The organism is Mangrovimonas sp. CR14 (genome assembly GCF_011764015.1).
Taxonomy (GTDB): domain Bacteria; phylum Bacteroidota; class Bacteroidia; order Flavobacteriales; family Flavobacteriaceae; genus Mangrovimonas; species Mangrovimonas futianensis.
In genome coordinates, this window is sequence record NZ_JAAFZY010000004.1 from 395,310 (window position 1) to 412,688 (window position 17,379).

Genomic DNA, 17,379 nt, shown 5'->3' on the forward strand with positions numbered 1-17,379 from the left:
TTTGAGCTTCTATGAGTGACACCGTAAAAATCATTGAATGCCCCAGAGATGCAATGCAAGGTATCAAGGCATTTATTCCAACCGAAAAGAAAGTGCAATACATTCAATCCCTTTTAAGGGTGGGGTTTGATACTATAGATTTTGGCAGTTTTGTATCACCCAAAGCCATCCCTCAAATGGTGGATACGGCAGAGGTATTGTCACAACTGGATTTAAGTGCCACCAAAAGTAAATTATTGGCCATTGTTGCCAATACTCGTGGTGCCCAGGATGCTTCTATACATTCAGAAATCGATTATTTGGGATATCCGTTTTCAATTTCAGAGAACTTTCAAATGCGGAACACTCACAAAACCATAGGCCAGTCGGTTGACACTTTAAGCGAGATTTTGGAAATAGCCAATAAGTCTTATAAGGAAGTCGTGGTTTATATTTCTATGGGATTTGGAAATCCTTATGGCGATCCATGGAATGTGGATATAGTAGGGGAGTGGACCGAAAGGTTAGCCAACATGGGTGTTAAAATACTGTCCTTGAGTGATACCGTAGGTACCTCCGATCCAGAGACCATAGACTACCTTTTTTCCAATTTAATACCCAAATACCCACATATTGAATTTGGAGCTCATTTACACACCACACCAACCACTTGGTTTGAAAAGGTAGATGCTGCTTATAAAGCTGGATGCGTGCGGTTTGATGGAGCCATCCAGGGGTTTGGAGGTTGTCCCATGGCCAAAGATGAACTCACCGGTAATATGCCAACTGAAAAATTACTTTCCTATTTTACCACAAAAAAAGCTTCAGGCTTGAATGCCTTCAGTTTTGAAAGTGCCCACAACGAGGCCACCAAAATTTTCAGTATTTATCATTAAAACTGTAGTTCTATTCCACCATAAATACCAAATGGATGTCCAGGTCTCAATCCTGCAGGAGTTCTAGAAACAGCATAGGTATTATCTAGTAAATTGATGATGCGCCCAGTTAGGGCCAAGTATTTTGTAGCAAAGTATTTTCCAGAAAAATCAATAACAATATTCCCGTCAACTTTTTGATTGACAGGGATGTCTCCGGTACCCGCTACGGTTCTAAAAGCACCATTATATCTTCCATTAAGTGCCAATAGAAAATGTTTGTTTTCCAAGGTCATGGATGCATTGGCTTGATGCTTTGAAATATAAGGGATTTCATCACCTTCTGTAACTTCTCCCCAGATACCTTCATCACTATCAAAACTGGTTAAGAATTCCGTATCTGTAAAGGTATATCCTAAGGCAATAGGTAGGTTCCAATTGGCATTATTACGAAGTAAATCATAATTTAGCAATACTTCTAAACCATATACATTTACTTCTCCGGCATTAAATTGGTCTAAAGATCCAGTACCTCCTGAGGCAGCCGAATCACTACCTAAAAGATTACTGTACTGATTGTAAAACCCAACCACTTCACCCGAAATATTCATGAAATTAAATCGTCCTCCCAATTCATAGTTTAAACTTTCTTCAGGTTTTTGTCCTGGTTCATTGCCTGGTGGAGAAAATCCTTTATGAATACCACCGAAAAGGGACATTTGATTGTTGAACTTATAATTGGCCCCAATACCAGGAATGAAAACATCTACTTGATTGTCTCTTTTAGATAGTTCGGTCCCAATTCTGCTAACATCATTTTTTCCATAATCAGACCTCATGAGCTCGATATTTTCGTAACGTATACCTGGTGCAATAGTCCAATTGTTAAATTTTAATTTGTACATGGCAAATGCTGCAAAGGCTTTAGCGCTACTAATACGGTTAGCATCTGTTCCAGGTACACCCGCATTTACTAAAACCATCGTTTGATCATAAATACCATATTTATCTACCCATTGAAAACGGTCTTCCTCATCGTAGTGATATCTAGCACCAACTTCCAAATCATGAAACGTATTTCCAATGGTATAATGATAATCCAATTTGGTTTGAACACCTTTAGAAATATAATCTCTATTATTGGCCTTTACCGCTAAATAATCATCAGATGTTGAAGATAAACTTCCGGTAATCAAATGGTAATGTGAAGAATAGGCTTCTGGTTGTTCCACGATATTTGCAATTCCCACTTTATCACCATTTGCTGTAACATCATTTAGTTTATACCAATTTCTAGAAAAGCTATTGTAATAACCCTTGGTTACCAATTTGAGATTTTCTGAGAAATTCAAGTCATGACTTACCATAAATTGTAGATGGTCATTTGTCATTTTGTCTTTCTGAGAACCGGCATACCTATCGAATGGACTATTGGAGAAATCGGCGTCAGTCAAACCCAAATAGGTTTCATTGGATACTTCATCACTATATTGGAACTTCAATTCAACAGCTTGTTGGATTTTCGCGTCTTTAGGGGTGTTTACTCGAAACTTGGCCATAAAGTCATTCTTGTCGAATCCCGTATTTGATTGATTAGGAAGAAATTTGAAGCCGTCTGAATTGTAGTTTAAATATTCAATCTGATATCCAATTAAATTTTTACTATCTCCAACCGAAGCATGCCATTGCTGCGTATTGAAGCTTCCATAAGAGCCGCTAATGTTTCCTGAAAATGAATCAGGAATAGCAGAAGAAACCATGTTGATGGCACCTCCAGTCGTAAAGGGGCCATATTGTACTTGACTACTTCCTTTAAGTATTTCAATTGCTTCCATGCGCGCCACTGACGGGAAATAATATGCGGAAGAAGCACTATATGGTGCTGGTGCAATTAAAACACCATCTTCCATTAAACTTATTTTAGCACTTCGTTCAGGTGACGTCCCTCTTAAGCTAATGTTGGGTCTTAATCCAAATCCATCTTCTTCTACTAAATTCACACCAGGAACACTGGCCAATACTCTATTAATATTGGTATAGTTATATTTCTTTAATTCCTCACTAGATAGGTAGTATGCTGAGCCCGTACGATTTTTGGCAACATGCTTATTTCCTAATATTACATGGCTTTTAATAATCACTTCACTTAAATCCTGAACGCTATCTAAAGTTGTTTCCTCTTTTTGTTCTTGAGCCAAGGTATTTAGGGAAATAAATAGGAAGCCAATTAATAGAGTTTTAAGATGTTTCATTGGTGTTTTTTAAATTTTGCGGCAAAAGTACAAACACCTTTTAAAATATCAAATTTATTTAGAATAAATAAAAATAAAGGGATGGTTGGCGATTTGCTTTTCCTTGGATGCTAGGATTTTAATTCGTTGTAAAGTTTAAAAAATGATTTATTTTAGCTTTAATTGACCTTATCATGAAACAAACCTTCTTTTTTTTATGCCTTATGTTAATTGGGTGTTTTGTCTCTGCTAGTGAGTGGCCATGTTTAAAAACCTATCAAAAGACTACAAATCTGAAAGAATTGGGTCCCTCAGACTGGTTGAAAAAAGATAGAAAGCAAAATACTCTGGTTTGGCAAAAGGCGAATCTCTATAATTTAGAACATCAATTACCTCAGGAGTATACCACCATCAAACAACGTCGTGATTTTTATGTGTGGCTCAATGAGACTTTAGTGGCAAGGGGGTATGAGATTGTTTGGCCTACTATGGCTCATTATATTTCTAAAAAATTGGCTTTGATAAAGGTATTTCCCTATTCCGTTTTTACAAGTAAGGATATAAAAACCTATGCAGAGATGGGGAGTGTTACAGTCTTTAATGCTTGTTTTGATCCCGTAGATAAATTGCTGAAAGGAGAAGTTATTAAAGGGGATGAAGCGCTCTCTTGGGATCAGGATATGTTGAAAATGGAACAATTTCAATGGTTGGGACCCATTTATAGTGAGGTGGACGAAAAGACTTTACATACCATTGAAAAAATGGCAAAAGGGAAAGGCTTTTATGGATTGATGGTTCCTAAAGATATTCGTTTTCAGGGAGATATAACCAATGCAGATGTACGCTACCAATATGCCTTAGAAACGCTAAGGCCTCATTTTAAAAAGGAAATTTACACAACTGAGGAATAAATATGAAACTTAACGTTCATTTATAATTTCCATGGGATTTAAAGTGAAAAAAAATATGTAAATTTGCCCGCAATTATAAACGTAATTGCAACATGACTGCACATCAAAACAAGATTCTAGGTGAAGGTTTAACCTATGATGACGTCCTTTTAGTTCCAGCTTATTCTGAAGTTCTTCCTCGCGAAGTTAGTATAGAGACTAAATTTTCAAGAAATATTACTTTAAATACTCCTATTGTTTCTGCCGCTATGGATACGGTGACAGAAAGTAGGATGGCTATTGCTATTGCTAGGGAAGGAGGAATTGGTGTGTTGCATAAAAACATGACAATTGAACAGCAAGCCAACAAAGTAAGACGTGTTAAGCGTGCTGAAAGTGGGATGATTATAGACCCTGTGACATTGCCTTTAAGTGCTAAGGTGGTTGATGCCAAACAAAACATGGCTGAGCATAGCATCGGAGGAATTCCTATTGTTGACGATCAAGGGGTTTTAAAAGGCATTGTTACTAATCGCGATTTGCGTTTTGAAAGAAACAACCAACGTCCCATTGTTGAGGTCATGACTTCTGAAAATTTGGTAACGGCTGGAGAAGGTACTTCTTTGATGGATGCTGAGGTCATTTTACAAGAAAACAAAATTGAAAAACTTCCGGTTGTTGATAAGGATTTCAAATTGGTAGGCTTGATTACGTTTAGAGATATTACCAAATTGACTCAAAAACCAAAGGCTAATAAAGACCAGTTTGGTCGTTTGAGAGTAGCAGCGGCTGTTGGTGTTACAGGTGATGCTGTTGAACGAGTTGAAGCTTTGGTTCATGCAGGAGTAGACGCGGTTATTATTGATACCGCTCACGGACATACCAAAGGTGTGGTTGCTGTATTGAAAGAAGTAAAAACCAAATTCCCGCAATTGGATGTAGTAGTTGGAAACATTGCCACTCCAGAAGCAGCCAAGTATTTGGTTGAAGCAGGTGCTGATGCTGTCAAAGTGGGTATAGGTCCTGGTTCTATTTGTACTACTAGAGTAGTAGCAGGGGTTGGATTTCCTCAATTTTCTGCTGTATTGGAAGTAGCAGCAGCTATTAAGGGTTCAGGTGTTCCAGTTATTGCTGATGGTGGTATTCGTTATACAGGGGATATTCCAAAGGCTATTGCTGCTGGTGCTGATAGTGTGATGTTAGGTTCTCTATTGGCCGGAACAAAAGAATCTCCGGGTGAGACCATTATCTATGAAGGAAGAAAATTTAAATCTTACCGAGGAATGGGATCTTTGGAAGCCATGGAGAAAGGTAGTAAAGATCGTTATTTCCAAGATGTAGAAGATGATATTAAAAAATTGGTTCCAGAAGGAATTGTTGGTCGTGTGCCATATAAAGGTGAGTTGTTTGAGAGCATTCACCAATTTGTAGGAGGTTTACGCGCTGGAATGGGTTATTGTGGTGCTAAGGATATTGAGACCTTAAAAGAAAATGGTCGTTTTGTGAAAATTACGGCATCGGGAATCAATGAAAGTCATCCACATGATGTGACCATCACTAAGGAATCACCTAATTATTCGCGATAGGTCTTTTTTTCCTAAGTCGTTTAATCTGATCATTGGCTTGTTTTAACTCCAATTCTGTTGGAGGTTCAGGAGTTTGTTCATGTGCCAAATTGGGTTCATAGGTTAACTCTGTGTAAAAAGGAAAATGATCAGATCCTGTTTTATCGCAAAGCATGACTTTTTTCAGTCTGAATTCGTCAGAAATGAACAGGTGGTCCAAAGGCCATCTAAAAATCATATTATTGGCATCGTAGGAACAATAAAATCCACGACCTTTTCTCAAATCCAGTAATTCACCTGTACGTTGGAAAAGGTTGGTGGTTTTTGACCATGCTACATCATTAAAATCTCCCAAAACGACGACAGGTAGTTTTGAATTTCTACATTTTTCTGCCACAATCATCATTTCAGCATCCCGATCAGTTGACATGGGATTTTCTTGTGGCATGGGAGGAGTAGGGTGGATGGTGTATAATTGAATCCAACTTCCATCAGGCAGTTTTACTTCACTACTCATGGAGGGGATGCTATCATTAACCAAAAAATGGGTTTCTGGGTTTTTCAATTCCAATTTAGAATAAAGAACCATACCATATGTATTGTCCAAAGGAGCCTCCTTTCGGTATTTATAGTCACTCGGTAGTTGAGAAACAATGGCATTTCGCCATTTTTTATCGGTTTCGGTCAATAGGATGATATCAGGTTTTAAAGTGTGAATTTGTTGGTTTATTGTATCATAGTGCTTGTTTTTTTGAAGGACATTGGCTGTGTAAAGTTTTAAAACTTGATTTTTTTGAGGTTTTGAGCTATCCATGACTTCCAAAGAGGCTGTAGGTGTGTAAGGATATACTTTGATGCCTTGATAAATAAAACAGCTTATCAATGCTCCCACAAAGACATATTCTTTCCAATCATCTATTTTAAATTTGGTAACAAAGGACACCAAGGCGATTAAAGTAAAAACCGTTAGTTGTACATGAGGAAAATCAAACATTCTAATCCACCAAGCATCCAAAGGTAGTAAAGGAAGGCATGTCATAACAACAGCTAATGTACCTAATGTGTATAAGAAGGATTTTAAATTCAATACATTAAAGGATTAATTTTGCTTTAAAATACAAAATCTCGTCGATTTAATGCCATAATTCCTCGTATCTCGGATTTCTTTTACGAATCTGTTTTTTTTTAGGGGTTTAGCTTAATCTACTTTTGAGTGTCAAGCTTCTTTTTTATCTTTACACCCTAAAATTTCATCTTATATGAAACCACATAGGGTCACCACCGATTTTCAAACTGGACAAGCTCAGATTTTTAAAAATCCATTTTTGGAAAGCTTGACCAAGACCAATCCCATTTCCAATATCATTGTTTATGGAATTACCATTGCGGCCATAGCCTATGTAGCTATTGCTATGAAGGGTATTTCTGTACTTGGATTTTTAGGTTTATTTGCGATTGGATTTGCGTCGTGGACTTTAGCCGAATATTTGCTTCATAGATACCTGTTTCATTGGTATAACGAATGGAAATGGACCAAAAGGTTTCACTTTATCATGCATGGGTCACACCATCAATATCCTAAAGATGAAGAGCGTTTATTGATGCCTCCAGTTCCAGGATTGATTTTAGCTTCCTTATTGTTTGGTATTTTTTATCTGCTATTTTGGATTTTTGGATTTCCTAATTTAACATGGGGATACTTTCCAGGTTTCTTTTTAGGATATTTAATGTATTCCTTTGTGCACCGTGCTATACATGTAAAGCGTCCACCAAAGCGTTTTAAGCATTTATGGCATCATCATAACTTACACCATTTCCAATACCCTGACAAGGCTTACGGTGTTTCTAATACTTTTTGGGATAAGGTATTTGGAACCATGCCCCCAAAACCTCAAAAAAGGTAAATCAAGAGGTTACCAGTTTTTCAAATAGTTTCATGCCTGTTGATGCTTTTTCAGGTATCACGGTAATTTTGTTATTGGATGCCATGGCTGGATTGGGATCAATAAAATAAATAGGAATATCATCTGCCACATAATGCATTAGGCTAGCAGCAGGATAGACCTGCATAGAAGTTCCTATTATCAGAAGGATGTCCGCCGTTAAACAAATATCTACCGCTTTTTCTATCATTGGAACTGCTTCTCCAAACCAAACAACATGTGGTCTCATTTGATGCCCATTAGGGCATAGATCGCCAATGTTTATATCCTTGGTCCAAGAAACAATATGGGATTCATCTTTGGTGCTTTTGGCTTTCAGTAATTCTCCATGCAAATGTAACACGTTTGAACTTCCAGCACGTTCATGCAAATCATCAATATTTTGAGTGATGATGGACATTTTGAAATTATTTTCTAGTGCAGCTAAAGCTAGATGGGCATCATTTGGAGACACTTCTAGAAGTTGTTTTCTTCTTTGATTGTAAAAGTCTAGGACCAATTCTGGATTTTGTGAAAATCCTTGAGGAGAGGCCACTTGCATAACATCATGACCCTCCCAGAGGCCATCTGCATCTCTAAATGTTTTAATGCCGCTTTCGGCACTCATACCAGCTCCAGTTAATACTACCAAATGTTTCATTAGGATTCCTATTGCGTATTGTCCTTGCAAATTATGAATTTCAATTATCTTTGAAAAATGACCGATTTAAAACTTATTGAATATTTAGAATCCTTTATGACCGAATCTCGAAGAGATCGTTTTTTGGAGGTTTTGGAAGGACGAACGAGACATTTTACAGTTGCTACGGAAGATGTTTTTCAATTACACAATACCAGCGCGGTTATAAGGAGTTGTGACGTATTTGGGATTCAGGATGTTCAGGTGATTGAGGAGCAAAATGCTAAACGCATCGATAGGGAAATTGCGATGGGTGCCCAAAAGTGGGTTGATATTCATAGGTATCATTCAGTAAAGGACTGTTTAAAGAAAATGAAACAGCAGGGATATCAAATTGTAGCAACCACGCCACATACCAATGATTGTTTGTTGCATGAGTTTGACGCGACCAAAAAGTCCTGCTTTTTCTTTGGAAGAGAACAACAAGGTTTGTCTCAGGAAGTTTTGGATGAGGCCGATTGCTATTTAAAAATTCCTATGGTAGGTTTTACTGAAAGTTTAAACATATCGGTTTCGGCTGCTATTATTTTGCAACATGTTACTACACAATTAAAATTAAGTGCTATTCCTTGGCAATTGTCTGAACAAGAAAAATTAGAGAAGCGTTTTGATTGGGCTAAAAAGTCCATTAAAACTTTTGACGAGATTTTGAAACGTTACGAGTCATCCAAAAATTCCGTAACTTAAGTATCTTAATTTAAACGAAATGTCATGAATCGAAATATGGTAGGTTGGTTTGAAATTCCAGTAACTGATATGGAGCGCGCCAAAACATTTTACGAAACGGTTTTTAACGTAGAAATTGCAGTACATGATTTTGGAGGGCTTTTAATGGGCTGGTTTCCCGATCGAGGAGAAGTTATAGGTGCTCAAGGAACCTTAATCAAGCAGGACACCTACATTCCCAGTGAAGAAGGTACGTTGATTTATTTTATGAGTGATGATGTGCAAATAGAATTGGATCGAATCGAATCTGTAGGAGGAAAGATATACCAACCAAAGACACAAATATCCCCTGAACATGGGTATATGGCAGCATTTATAGATAGTGAAGGTAATCGAATAGCATTACATTCTAGAGCATAAAAAAGGCGAAGTAATTACATCGCCTTTTTATTTTTTATAATCGTCCCGAACGTTTCGTTCGGCTTAGAACTTTGTATTCTTCGTAACACTGACTGATGGCATCCAGAATTTGCAAATCGTTGGCCGTTTCTATAAAGCCTTTGGAATAATTACATTGTCTTACAATTTCGTCCAAATCCACACGATCGACTTGTAAAAGAGCTGTCAACATTTCTCTGTCAAAACGGTTGGCCAACAGGTTTCTGATTTCATCGTCCTGCTTCATTTTCTTTAGCTTTTTCATTTCGTTGGGTTCTTTCCCAAAAACGCTATAAAGAAAATCGGCTGGATTAAATACGGCTCCTAAAACACGTGTTACCGCATTAGAAGAACGACCTGCTTCATACCCTGTTGATGGCAACCCAGAAATGCTGTACCTGTAATTATTATTGATTGGTACCTGTTTGATATCTACTTCCAGTACACCAGTCAAATTAAACTGATTGATGACCACCTCTTCCAGAGCGAAAGCCAATTCTGTCATTTCAATGGTGGACTCACCATATTTCAACCAGTCATTGGTAACGCGCACCTTGATAGATTTAAAACCTAAATATGAAAAATAAAGCGTATCGTTTGCTTTGGCTTGTATTTCAAACTTCCCCTCGCCATTGGTGGCTGTTCCTTTCACTTGGTTGATATTTACAATATTAACCTTTTCCATGGTGGAACCGTCAGTAGCATTAATTACTTTACCCAGCACCGTTGTAGGTTCTTGTGCAAACACAACAACAGAGCAAAAGCATAAAGTTATTAGGAGGATGAGTTGTTTCATTCTATCATAAGTTAGCCATAAAAATACTAAACTAAAAGAAAACCGTTAATTTCCTGTTTATTTTTGACTAAAAATTAACAGAAAGGTTTAACGTCTGGAACGTCTTGGCCTAGATGAACCTGAGCTTTTGGCACCTTTTCCTTTTTTAAATCCTTTATCAGATTTAAAACCTTTTCCTTCAGATTTGAATCCCTTACCATCACGTCTTTTACCACGACCCCTTTTACGGTCTCTTCCGCCTCCGCCGCCTTTGTTATCAGAGACTTCTACATTAACAAATCTACCGTTGTATTTAAAGTCGGTAAAGAAATCCAATACCTGCTTTTCTAAATGGGATTCCGTGTTGAAGAAGGAGAAGCTATCCATAACATCTACCTTAAAGATATCATCTTGTCCCATTTGAAGAATTTCACGTAAGAAATCTTTTAAACTGGTCCAGCTGTAGCCATCTTTCTTTCCAACATTGATGAAAAATCTTGTGGATTGTTCATTACTGGTGTCTCTTTCAGAACTATGTTTTGCTTCGGAATTGAGGTCTTTGGAACCTTTATAATATTCAAAGAATCTTGTAAACTCAACAGAGAAGAACTTTTTAATCAAGTCTTCCTTGGTTGTATCTTGAAACAAATCGTTGATGGTATCTAAGTAACCATCAATTTCATGATTAATTTCTGTGTTGTGCACTTTATTAGCTAAGGACATCAATTGAACTTCGCAAATTTCCATTCCGCTTGGAATGTCTTTTTTAACGAATTCTTTTTTGATGACTTTTTCAATGGCTTTTATCTTTCTAAGTTCACTTTTAGGAACAATAACCATAGAAACACCTGTTTTACCAGCACGACCTGTTCTACCACTTCTGTGTGTGTAGGTTTCAATCTCATCTGGTAATTGGTAGTTGATGACGTGGGTAATATCATCAACATCAATTCCCCTTGCAGCAACATCAGTAGCAACCAACATTTGGATTTGGTTATTTCTGAAAGCCTTCATAACGAGGTCACGTTGGTTTTGACTTAAGTCCCCGTGAAGCGCACCAGCATTGTATCCATCTTCAATTAGTTTTTCTGCTACTTTTTGAGTGTCTCTTTTGGTTCTACAGAACACTACAGAGAAAATATCTGGATTGGCATCGGCCAATCTTTTTAAAGCCAAATATCTATCTCGTCCGTTTACCACATAGTATTCATGGCTTACTTGAGAACTACCAACGTTCTTGCTACCCACAGTTACTTCTAGTGGATTAACCATGAATTTCTGTGCAATAACGTGAACCTCTTTAGGCATGGTAGCTGAAAATAACCAGGTATTTTTTTCTATTGGGGTATGTGATAAAATATCATTGATATCTTCATAGAAGCCCATGTTTAACATCTCATCGGCCTCATCCAAAACGGCATATTCAATTTTTGAAATGTCAATCATTTTACGACTGATCATATCTTTCATTCTTCCCGGAGTGGCTACCACAATTTGAGATCCTCGTTTAAGTTGTTTTGCTTGCTCGGTAATACTGGCTCCACCATAAACAGCTGTTACGTTAAGTCCCTTATAGTACTTTCCGTATTGTTGCAGTTCGTTAGTGATTTGAAGACATAATTCACGTGTTGGTGATAAAATAAGTCCTTGGGTCGTACGACTATCAACATTGATTTTTTGTAACATGGGAAACCCAAAAGCTGCCGTTTTACCTGTTCCTGTTTGAGCTAGAGCTACAAGGTCTCTGTCTTCAGATAATAAAATAGGAATGGCTTTTTCTTGTACTTCACTTGGGGTTTTAAAACCCATGTCATTGATGGCATGAAGAATAGGTTCCTCAAGACCAAGTTTTTGGAATGCGTTCATTTAATAATAAGTATGCGATTTATTAACAGGTGTTACCTAGAAGCGAATCGACATACTTATAACCAAAACTTCTTGTAACACATCCTCACCCTGAGGAATTAAGGCGCAAAGATACACTTTTATTTGACTTCTAATGATTTAAGGAAAGAAACTAATTGTTGGATGGCTTTTCCGCGGTGTCCAATTTTGTTTTTTTCTTCCATAGAGATTTCTGCAAAGGTTTGTGAATAACCAGTTGCCTTAAACACAGGATCATAACCAAAACCGCCATCTCCATGTTTTTCTTTGGTGATCTCTCCTTCGCAGATTCCGGTGAAGGTGTGCATCTCATCTCCGAGGCTTAGGGCGATCACTGTTTTAAATTGAGCCTTTCTATTGGTTTGATCCTGGAGGTTTGTCAATAGCTTTTGGATGTTGTCTTCAGAATCTCTTTGTGGGCCAGCATATCTAGCAGAGAAAACACCAGGTTCGCCATTAAGCGCATCAACTTCAAGTCCCGTGTCGTCAGCAAAGCAGTCAACATGGTAGTGTTGTTTAATGAATTCTGCTTTTTGAAGTGCGTTTCCCTTTATCGTCAATTGGGTTTCTGGTACTTCTTCAAAGCAATTGATATCGTTCAAGCTGAGTAACTCAATGCCCTCAGGTACTATTTTTTGGACTTCTTTTAGTTTGTTGAGATTATGCGTAGCAAAGACAATTTTCATAAAAACATATTTCTTGAAGTAAAGATAATGACATTTAGTGAGGTACCTAGAAATTCCTGATTCTGGAAAGGAATTTTATCATTAAATTGTGATATTCATCAGCTGATTTTTGTGAAATTGGTTGTATTTTTATTATGTAATAAATTTAAAACTATTAATTATGACTGTACATATTCAATACGTTAATATGGATGCCAGTGAAGCGCTTTCTGCTTATACTGAGAAGAAGTTAAGATCTATCTTTGACAAATACGATTGGTTAATTAAATGCGATGTGTCCTTTAAGTTGGATAACAACCAAAAGGAGCAAGGGCATATTTGTAATATGGAATTAAGCCTGCCTGGGCCACGAATTTTTGCTACATCTAATGAGAAAAACTTTGAATTGTCCGTTAAAGAAACTATTAGCGATTTGGATAAACAATTAAAAAAACGGAAGCATACGTTTTCAACGCATTAATTTATATATTAGGGAAAGATTAAATCTTTCCCTTTTTTATGAAGTTTAAATTACTTTTATTTCTCATATTTCCCTTTGGTTTAATTTCACAAAACCAACTTACATCAACCCAAACCTTTTCTTTTAATTTGGCAACCACATATGTTGATCATTTAACCAATCGTGAGGTTTTATTTTTGACTAATTCTAATGATAATAGTTACAAACTAAGAGTTGTTGAGGCCCATGAGGAAGATAAAATGGAGCTCTATTTCACCTTAGCAGATACCCTTTTCTCAAATATGATTATACCAAAATCAGACTTTTATAAGGCTGAAATTATTAATGTGGGGCAAGGTTACAAAACAAGGGAGCCATATGAAATAAACTTAAAAGATTATAAAGTTGAAAGGTTGAAGGATACCATAATCAAATCAAAAAGTTGTAGCCATTATAAAATAGGGGTGAAGCCAAGGAAACATAGTATGCATATCATAAATCAACTTGAAATAACAGACATAAAACCAATTATTTTGGCAGCACCAATGTATCAAATTTGGGAAAATGGTAAACTACCTATTAATGGGTATTTCGAAAGATTTTATTTCGAAGATAAGAAAGGAAATATAGTTGAATGTAATTATGAGCAGCAACAGCAGATGGCTTGTGAAAAGTATCTTTCCATTAAATTATGATTACCTATGATGATAGGGTTCATTCCTTAAAATGGTGAACCCTCGATATAATTGTTCTATAAAAAATAGACGAATCATTTGATGGGAAAAAGTCATTATTGAAAGTGACAGTTTCCCATTGCTTTTGGCATAGACTTCAGGAGAAAATCCATAGGGACCACCTATAACAAATACCAATTGTTTGATTCCAGAATTCATGTGTTTCTGTAAATATTCAGAAAACCCTACCGAATCCATTTGTTTGCCTCCTTCGTCAAGTAAAACCAAAATATCTGAGTTAGTCACCTTAGAAAGGATTTGTTCTCCTTCCTTTTGCTTTTGTTGGTCCTCACTCAGGTTTTTAGAATTTTTGATATCGGGAATAATTTCAAACTCAAACTTGATATAAAACCCCAATCTCTTCTGGTAATCGTCCATTAAAGTTTGGAGGTTCTTATTGTCTGTTTTTCCTATGGCAATGAGTTTGATAGTCATGTGCAAATTGTAATATAATTAAAAATAGGGGTCTTGATAACACCCATTACTGGAATGATAATCTGAAGGTGCAATTTTACTGAAAATTCCGGGACGATTATATGTGCCTGTTTTTTTTGCTGTTTCAAAATCATTAAAGTAAGAATTCCACGGAGCACCTATTAACTTTTTCAATATTTTTTCTGGCATATATCGGTAAATAAAATATTCTCCATTGGGTTTTAATAAGATGTGTCTAGAAAAATGAGTTTGAAAAAAGGTGTCAAAAATTGGTTGCGGTATGGTTTTCCATTCAAAATTTTTGGGCTTATAGTTGAAATTTTCTTTTGACCCGAAATAGTATATTACTTCTGTATTAAATGCATTAAATTGTTCTTTACATTTTTCTTGCCTATTATCAAATTTTACTAATCTATTAGTGTGTTTTTTTTCTGATGTAACCAGTTGATTTGAATTTCCTTTATAATAAGGCTTATACCCTCTCAGGGTATCCATGTAGCTTATAATGATATTTTTATCCCCATTGATTTCTTGAGCCTTGTCTCTTGAGATGAGGTTTCTTATTTGCTCGTTTTCTTGCTGATTTAACTTTCCAAATTCATAGGCATTCACCAACAGATATATGTCTAAAGTGTCTAATTTATATTTTGTGGAAGTGTATAGAAAGTTTTTGCGTTTTGCTACAAATATGGATTCGTTGGTTTGATTTTGATTTTCATCAAGGTAAATTATTGGTTTTGAGTTGGTTTGGGCTAGCAAGGTGCTATTCCGAGTATATAATAATGACAAAAATAGAATGGATAATTTAAAGAAAAATTTCATTTTTTTAAGTTGATAGATTTTGAGGTAGTTAAAAGTAATTTGATTTTTCAAATTAATCTAAGATACATTTTTAAAAATTAAACTTTGTGGTTTTTCATTTCGAGAAACGTATTTTCGCATAACCTAAATTTTAACCAACTATTTTACATGAAATCTACTTATTTTTATTTGCTAGCCCTATTATTTAGTTTTTCCGCTATTGCTCAAAACCAATTTATTGCCGGATACTTCATCAATGAATCAGGAAACCGAACGGATTGCCTGATTAAAGATGAATCCTATTTAAAATTACCGGCAAATTTGGAGTATAAATCTTCTGAAAATAGTGATATACAGTCAGTACGTATGGAAACTATTATAGAGTTTGGAATTTCAGAACATATAAAATACATCAAAAGAAAGACAAAGGTCGATGTTTCTTCTTCAGCATTAGAGGATTTGGATTACAATCAAGAGCCTGTATTTGAAGAGCAAGAAATATTTTTAAGAGCTATTGTAGAAGGAAGCGCAAATCTTTATTTCTATGATGGTCCTAAAAGACCAGCTTTTTATTATCAGATGAATGGGGGAGAGCTAGAGCCCTTGATATATAAAACCTATTTGTTAGATGAGAGCTATAAAATTACTGAGAATAACACTTTTAAAAAGCAGATTTATAGCCAGTTGAAATGTGAAGGTATTCAGGATTCAGAAATAAGAAACGCTAAATATAAGGAGCGGGATTTATCTAAATTATTTATTGCTTATAACGAATGTCAAAATTCGAATTATTTGGTTTACAAAAAAAGTCAAGGTAAGTTAGACCTTAATGTGTCTTTAAGACCAGGTGTAACATTCTCTTCTTTAGAATTGTTATCCCCTGATCCTACTAGTATAGTGCTTGGAGATGTTGATTATGGACAACAGAAAGGTATAAGAGTGGGAGTTGAATTGGAATTAGTCCTTCCTGCGGGTAAAAATAAATGGGCCGTGTTTTTTGAGCCCACTTATCAAGCTTTTAAGGCGAGTAATGATGAACCTATCGGGATTTTTGAATATGAATCAACCATAGATTATCAAGCTCTAGATTTGAATTTGGGTTTAAGACATTATTTTGTGCTAAGTGAAAAGTCCAAATTGTTTATCAATGCTTCCCATGCTTTTGTGATAAACTTTGGTGATTCAAAAGTGGATTTTGATGGGAGAAGTGATTTGGATATTAAAAGCCAAGGGTTTTTTGCATTTGGGTTGGGGTATAAATTCATGGATAGAATGAGTGCAGAGATTAGATATTCGACCAATCGAAACTTACTAGGAGAATATGGCAATTGGAATACCAATTTTACAAGTGTTTCGGTCATATTGGGGTATACTTTTTTCTAAGATCTTCTATGGGCTTTACTTTTTCATTTTAATTCTTTTTAGGATTTCAGTATAAATTGGGCTGGTCGTGAATAATTCAAAAATCAATTAGTATTTTTACATTAAAATACACCACCTATGATAAGTCAAGAACAATTTGAAACTGAATTAGATCTTATAATTGCCAATGCCATCAGAGAGGATGTAGGTGATGGAGATCATAGCTCACTGGCCTGTATTCCTGAAGATGCCATGGGAAAAGCCAAATTGTTAGTGAAGGATGAAGGTGTGATAGCTGGTGTAGAATTTGCTCGTAAAGTATTTCGGTATGTTGATAAACGTTTAAAGATGAAAACGTTTATCAATGATGGAAGAAATGTAAAAAGAGGCGATATTGTTTTCTTTGTAGAAGGTCCTTCTCAAGCCATTTTGAAAGCGGAACGATTGGTTTTAAATGCGATGCAAAGAATGAGTGCCATTGCCACTAAAACAAGAATGTTTGTTGACCTATTGGATGGAACCAAAACTCAAATTTTAGATACAAGAAAAACAACTCCAGGTATTCGGGCACTCGAAAAATGGGCCGTTAAGATAGGTGGGGGAGAAAATCATCGGTTTGCACTTTATGATATGATCATGTTAAAGGACAACCATATTGATTTTGCGGGAGGAATCCCAGAAGCTATTGAAAAAACAAAACAATACCTAGAAGACCATCATAAGGATTTAAAAATTATAGTTGAAGCGCGCGATTTAAATGAAATCAAGGAAATTTTAGCCAGTGGAGGTGTTGATCGCATTCTATTAGATAATTTTGATTTTGATGAAACCCGGGCAGCTGTTGCTTTGATTGGGGATGCATGTCAAACTGAATCGTCGGGTAATATCAATGAAAGAACTGTAAGACAATATGCTGAATGTGGCGTCGATTTTGTTTCATCTGGAGCCTTGACCCATTCCGTTTATAATATGGATTTGAGCCTAAAAGCAGTTTAAT

General features: G+C 36.1%; 18 protein-coding genes. 10 read left to right on the forward strand and 8 right to left on the reverse strand.

The genetic code is table 11. From position 1 onward, the window contains the following. The first annotated feature begins 11 nt into the window (after positions 1–11). Positions 12–875, forward strand: coding sequence for a hydroxymethylglutaryl-CoA lyase (locus tag GZ212_RS10590; protein WP_166959852.1), 864 nt, complete (start codon positions 12–14; stop codon positions 873–875). Here GZ212_RS10590 and GZ212_RS10595 read toward each other — a convergent pair. Then, complete coding sequence (locus tag GZ212_RS10595; RefSeq protein ID WP_166959854.1) at positions 872–3,106, reverse strand: TonB-dependent receptor domain-containing protein; 2,235 nt, start codon at positions 3,104–3,106, stop codon at positions 872–874. The genes GZ212_RS10590 and GZ212_RS10595 overlap by 4 nt on opposite strands. Positions 3,107–3,279: 173 nt before the next feature. Here GZ212_RS10595 and GZ212_RS10600 point away from each other — a divergent pair, with 173 nt between their 5' ends. Together GZ212_RS10600 and guaB are read left to right on the forward strand one after the other, a co-directional pair. After that, positions 3,280–3,996, forward strand: a complete 717-nt coding sequence (locus GZ212_RS10600) for an Insecticidal toxin complex protein (protein ID WP_166959857.1) — start codon at positions 3,280–3,282, stop codon at positions 3,994–3,996. Between the two features lie 92 nt (positions 3,997–4,088). Beyond that, complete coding sequence (gene guaB / locus GZ212_RS10605; RefSeq protein WP_166959859.1) at positions 4,089–5,561, forward strand: IMP dehydrogenase; 1,473 nt, start codon at positions 4,089–4,091, stop codon at positions 5,559–5,561. Here the strand turns inward: guaB and GZ212_RS10610 are convergent. Next, entirely contained in the window at positions 5,545–6,627 is a 1,083-nt protein-coding gene (locus tag GZ212_RS10610; protein ID WP_166959861.1) for an endonuclease/exonuclease/phosphatase family protein, read from the reverse strand. The genes guaB and GZ212_RS10610 overlap by 17 nt on opposite strands. A 172-nt stretch (positions 6,628–6,799) precedes the next feature. On the opposite strand from GZ212_RS10610, the gene GZ212_RS10615 reads away from it, so the two are divergent. Next, the gene (locus GZ212_RS10615; RefSeq protein WP_053972540.1) at positions 6,800–7,444 is read left to right on the forward strand and encodes a sterol desaturase family protein; all 645 of its coding nucleotides are present in this window, start codon (positions 6,800–6,802) and stop codon (positions 7,442–7,444) included. A 1-nt stretch (position 7,445) separates the two neighbouring features. Here the strand turns inward: GZ212_RS10615 and GZ212_RS10620 are convergent, their stop codons facing one another. Beyond that, positions 7,446–8,123, reverse strand: coding sequence for an NAD-dependent deacylase (locus GZ212_RS10620; RefSeq protein ID WP_166959864.1), 678 nt, complete (start codon positions 8,121–8,123; stop codon positions 7,446–7,448). 57 nt (positions 8,124–8,180) lie between these two features. Here GZ212_RS10620 and GZ212_RS10625 point away from each other — a divergent pair, with 57 nt between their 5' ends. Beyond that, positions 8,181–8,849, forward strand: coding sequence for an RNA methyltransferase (locus GZ212_RS10625; protein WP_166959867.1), 669 nt, complete (start codon positions 8,181–8,183; stop codon positions 8,847–8,849). Between the two features lie 24 nt (positions 8,850–8,873). After that, positions 8,874–9,248 (forward strand): VOC family protein, encoded by a 375-nt coding sequence (locus tag GZ212_RS10630; protein WP_166959870.1) that lies wholly within the window; start codon positions 8,874–8,876, stop codon positions 9,246–9,248. 34 nt (positions 9,249–9,282) lie between these two features. Here the strand turns inward: GZ212_RS10630 and GZ212_RS10635 are convergent, their stop codons facing one another. From GZ212_RS10635 to GZ212_RS10645, 3 genes are all read right to left on the reverse strand, one after another. Continuing rightward, on the reverse strand, positions 9,283–10,062 hold the full coding sequence (locus tag GZ212_RS10635) for a carboxypeptidase-like regulatory domain-containing protein (RefSeq protein WP_053972544.1): 780 nt from the start codon (positions 10,060–10,062) through the stop codon (positions 9,283–9,285). An 87-nt stretch (positions 10,063–10,149) separates the two neighbouring features. Continuing rightward, on the reverse strand, positions 10,150–11,907 hold the full coding sequence (locus tag GZ212_RS10640) for a DEAD/DEAH box helicase (RefSeq protein ID WP_166959873.1): 1,758 nt from the start codon (positions 11,905–11,907) through the stop codon (positions 10,150–10,152). Positions 11,908–12,026: 119 nt separating this feature from the next. Beyond that, positions 12,027–12,611, reverse strand: a complete 585-nt coding sequence (locus GZ212_RS10645) for a non-canonical purine NTP diphosphatase (protein WP_166959876.1) — start codon at positions 12,609–12,611, stop codon at positions 12,027–12,029. A 160-nt stretch (positions 12,612–12,771) separates the two neighbouring features. Here GZ212_RS10645 and hpf point away from each other — a divergent pair, with 160 nt between their 5' ends. Further along, positions 12,772–13,071, forward strand: a complete 300-nt coding sequence (gene hpf / locus GZ212_RS10650) for a ribosome hibernation-promoting factor, HPF/YfiA family (RefSeq protein WP_166959879.1) — start codon at positions 12,772–12,774, stop codon at positions 13,069–13,071. A gap of 38 nt (positions 13,072–13,109) precedes the next feature. Beyond that, positions 13,110–13,745: a hypothetical protein gene (locus GZ212_RS10655; protein WP_166959882.1), complete on the forward strand. Its 636-nt coding sequence runs from the start codon at positions 13,110–13,112 to the stop codon at positions 13,743–13,745. Here the strand turns inward: GZ212_RS10655 and rlmH are convergent, their stop codons facing one another. Both rlmH and GZ212_RS10665 read right to left on the reverse strand, forming a co-directional pair. Continuing rightward, positions 13,746–14,219 (reverse strand): 23S rRNA (pseudouridine(1915)-N(3))-methyltransferase RlmH, encoded by a 474-nt coding sequence (gene rlmH / locus GZ212_RS10660; RefSeq protein ID WP_166959885.1) that lies wholly within the window; start codon positions 14,217–14,219, stop codon positions 13,746–13,748. A gap of 18 nt (positions 14,220–14,237) precedes the next feature. After that, positions 14,238–15,041: a hypothetical protein gene (locus GZ212_RS10665; protein ID WP_166959889.1), complete on the reverse strand. Its 804-nt coding sequence runs from the start codon at positions 15,039–15,041 to the stop codon at positions 14,238–14,240. Between the two features lie 147 nt (positions 15,042–15,188). Between GZ212_RS10665 and GZ212_RS10670 the strand changes: the two genes are divergently transcribed. Further along, on the forward strand, positions 15,189–16,403 hold the full coding sequence (locus GZ212_RS10670) for a porin family protein (protein WP_166959891.1): 1,215 nt from the start codon (positions 15,189–15,191) through the stop codon (positions 16,401–16,403). A 117-nt stretch (positions 16,404–16,520) separates the two neighbouring features. Beyond that, positions 16,521–17,378: a carboxylating nicotinate-nucleotide diphosphorylase gene (gene nadC / locus GZ212_RS10675; protein WP_166959894.1), complete on the forward strand. Its 858-nt coding sequence runs from the start codon at positions 16,521–16,523 to the stop codon at positions 17,376–17,378. Position 17,379: the final 1 nt, after the last annotated feature.

Excerpts from the sequence above, each read along its gene's own strand:
- GZ212_RS10590 (WP_166959852.1), top strand. The coding sequence starts at position 12 with ATGAGTGACACCGTAAAAATCATTGAATGCCCCAGAGATGCAATGCAA.
- GZ212_RS10595 (WP_166959854.1), bottom strand. The coding sequence starts at position 3,106 with ATGAAACATCTTAAAACTCTATTAATTGGCTTCCTATTTATTTCCCTA.
- GZ212_RS10600 (WP_166959857.1), top strand. The coding sequence starts at position 3,280 with ATGAAACAAACCTTCTTTTTTTTATGCCTTATGTTAATTGGGTGTTTT.
- guaB (WP_166959859.1), top strand. The coding sequence starts at position 4,089 with ATGACTGCACATCAAAACAAGATTCTAGGTGAAGGTTTAACCTATGAT.
- GZ212_RS10615 (WP_053972540.1), top strand. The coding sequence starts at position 6,800 with ATGAAACCACATAGGGTCACCACCGATTTTCAAACTGGACAAGCTCAG.
- GZ212_RS10620 (WP_166959864.1), bottom strand. The coding sequence starts at position 8,123 with ATGAAACATTTGGTAGTATTAACTGGAGCTGGTATGAGTGCCGAAAGC.
- GZ212_RS10625 (WP_166959867.1), top strand. The coding sequence starts at position 8,181 with ATGACCGATTTAAAACTTATTGAATATTTAGAATCCTTTATGACCGAA.
- GZ212_RS10630 (WP_166959870.1), top strand. The coding sequence starts at position 8,874 with ATGAATCGAAATATGGTAGGTTGGTTTGAAATTCCAGTAACTGATATG.
- GZ212_RS10635 (WP_053972544.1), bottom strand. The coding sequence starts at position 10,062 with ATGAAACAACTCATCCTCCTAATAACTTTATGCTTTTGCTCTGTTGTT.
- GZ212_RS10640 (WP_166959873.1), bottom strand. The coding sequence starts at position 11,907 with ATGAACGCATTCCAAAAACTTGGTCTTGAGGAACCTATTCTTCATGCC.
- GZ212_RS10645 (WP_166959876.1), bottom strand. The coding sequence starts at position 12,611 with ATGAAAATTGTCTTTGCTACGCATAATCTCAACAAACTAAAAGAAGTC.
- hpf (WP_166959879.1), top strand. The coding sequence starts at position 12,772 with ATGACTGTACATATTCAATACGTTAATATGGATGCCAGTGAAGCGCTT.
- GZ212_RS10655 (WP_166959882.1), top strand. The coding sequence starts at position 13,110 with ATGAAGTTTAAATTACTTTTATTTCTCATATTTCCCTTTGGTTTAATT.
- rlmH (WP_166959885.1), bottom strand. The coding sequence starts at position 14,219 with ATGACTATCAAACTCATTGCCATAGGAAAAACAGACAATAAGAACCTC.
- GZ212_RS10665 (WP_166959889.1), bottom strand. The coding sequence starts at position 15,041 with ATGAAATTTTTCTTTAAATTATCCATTCTATTTTTGTCATTATTATAT.
- GZ212_RS10670 (WP_166959891.1), top strand. The coding sequence starts at position 15,189 with ATGAAATCTACTTATTTTTATTTGCTAGCCCTATTATTTAGTTTTTCC.
- nadC (WP_166959894.1), top strand. The coding sequence starts at position 16,521 with ATGATAAGTCAAGAACAATTTGAAACTGAATTAGATCTTATAATTGCC.